1 protein-coding gene is annotated in these 2,218 nt (G+C 71.4%); it reads right to left on the bottom strand.

The annotated features are described in order from the left end of the window. Positions 1 to 1,964: condensation domain-containing protein (locus SZN_RS36790; RefSeq protein WP_007506141.1), on the bottom strand; the 1,964-nt coding region annotated here is incomplete at its 3' end. Positions 1,965 to 2,218: the final 254 nt, after the last annotated feature.

Here is a 2,218-nt window from a genome sequence, read left to right as displayed (position 1 = left end):
GACCCCACACCACCCAACCGATCCACCACCCCCTCCACCAACACCTCAACCCGACCCCCCACCAACGACCCCAACCCACACCCCACCCCCCACACACCCGCCCGCCGCCGCTCCCCCACCGAACGCACATCCAGTTCGGCGACGGTCGTGGCGGGGCTGTCGGCGAGCGCCTGGACGACGGTCGTCAGGCGGTCCGCGACGAGCTCCGCGGTGGACTGCTCGAACAGGTCGGTGTTGAAGAGCAGGTGTCCGGTGATCCGGCCGTTCCGTTCCTCGGCCTGGACGGTCAGGTCGTAGGGGGTGGTGCGGAACGGCAGGGGAACGGGGCGCACGTCGAGGCCAGGCAGTTCGTACCGAGGGGGTGTGCCGTTGACGGCGAGGAGCACGTGGAACAGGGGGCCGCGGTCGCGGTGCGGTCGCAGTTCCCCGAGCAGTTGCTCCAGCGGGATGCGCGGGTGGGCGCGGACGTCGTCCATGAGTGCCCGGGTGGTTGCCAGCGCCTCCGCGAGGCTTCCGGAGGGCGCCGGGAGCAGTCGGAGCGGGAGGGTGTCGACGAGATAGCCGACGACCTCGGCCGTGTCCGGGTGGTCGCGTCCCGCGACGGGAATGCCCACCGTCACGTCGTAACGGTCGGTGAGCTTCGCGAGGACGATGGCCAGGGCTGCCGCGAGGACGGTGAACCCGGTGGTGTCGGCGGCCCGAGCGGCGGAGGCGAGCGCGTCCTGCGGCAGCGCCAGCGGGACCGAGGCACCGGTGAAGGTCTGCTGCGGGGGCCGGGGGCGGTCGGTCGGCAGCCCTGCCGAGGAGGCGCCCGCCAGATGTGACCGCCAGAAGGCCAGCTCCGCCGGTGCCGTCGCCCGTTGCCAGGCGGCCGCCTCGGCGTACTGAACGGGCGCGGGCGGGAGGGGTTGCGCGTCCGGGGTGCGCAGGAGCGTGCCGTAGCGCTCTGCGATCTCCCGGAGTATCAGGTCCAGGGACCAGCCGTCCGCGATCGCGTGGTGCAGGCTCATGACGACGACATGGTGGGCGGGCGCGGTGCTGACGACCGTCACGTGCCAGAGCGGTCCGGCCGTGAGGTCGAAGGCCCGTCGGGTCTCCGCGTCGATCACGGGCTCCAGGTCGGCGGTGTCGATCCGGGTCAGGGGGACCTCGGGTTCGGGGGCCACGACTTGGCGCAGTTCGCCGTCGATCTGGCGCAGCGAGGTACGCAGGACCTCGTGCCGGACGGCGAGTTGGCGCAGAGCGGCGACCAGGCTGTCGACGTCGAGAGGTCCGTCCAGTTCGACGGCGCCCCTGATGTGATAGGCGAGGTTGGCCTGCGGATCGAGCGCGCACTGCACCCAGAGCCGTTCCTGGCCGAGTGACGCGGGCAGGACGACCGTGCCGTCCGGTTCGGGGGTCCGGTCGAGTACGGGGATCGACGGGATGCGCCGCTGCTCGTCACCGTCCGGGAGATGGGCGGCCAGTTCGGTGAGGGTGGGGTGCTGGAAGACGAGGTGGAGCGGGACATGGGTGCCCAGCGCCGCACCGAGCCGGTGCGTGACACGGGTGGCGAGGAGGGAGTGGCCGCCCAGGGCGAAGAAGTCGTCGTCCGCACCGACTTCACCGACATCGAGCACGTCACCCCAGACAGCGGCGACGAGTTCCTCCGCAGGACCGGACGGCGCCCGGTAGACGCAGTGACCCGCGGCCGGGTCCGGGGCCGGAAGAGCCGACCGGTCGGTCTTCCCGTTCGGCAGGAGCGGGAACTCCGCCAGACTCACGAACACGGAAGGAACCATGACGTCAGGGAGCCAACTGCGCGCGTAGGAAGCCAGATCGGCCGGAACGCCGTCACCGGGCCGGCCGGGGACCACATACCCCACGAGCCGCAGCGATCCGCCGGCGTCCTCGCGCGCCGCGACCACGGCACCACCGACCTGCGGATGCCGGCGCAGAACCTCCTCCACCTCACCCAGCTCCACACGATGCCCACGCACCTTGACCTGACCGTCAACCCGCCCCAGAAAGTCCAGCTGACCATCCGGACGCCACCGCACCAGATCACCCGTCCGATACATCCGCCCCCCACCCACCACGAACGGATCAGGCAGATAACGCTCAGCCGTCAACCCCGGCCGCGCGTGATACCCCCGCGTCACACCCGCACCCGACAGAAACAACTCACCCACCGCACCCAACGGCACCGGCCGCAACCCCCCGTCCAGCACATACGCCA

The organism is Streptomyces zinciresistens K42, assembly GCF_000225525.1.
GTDB lineage: Bacteria > Actinomycetota > Actinomycetes > Streptomycetales > Streptomycetaceae > Streptomyces > Streptomyces zinciresistens.
The sequence above is the reverse complement of the archived record's forward strand: the minus strand, read 5'-3'. Positions and strand labels throughout refer to the sequence as shown.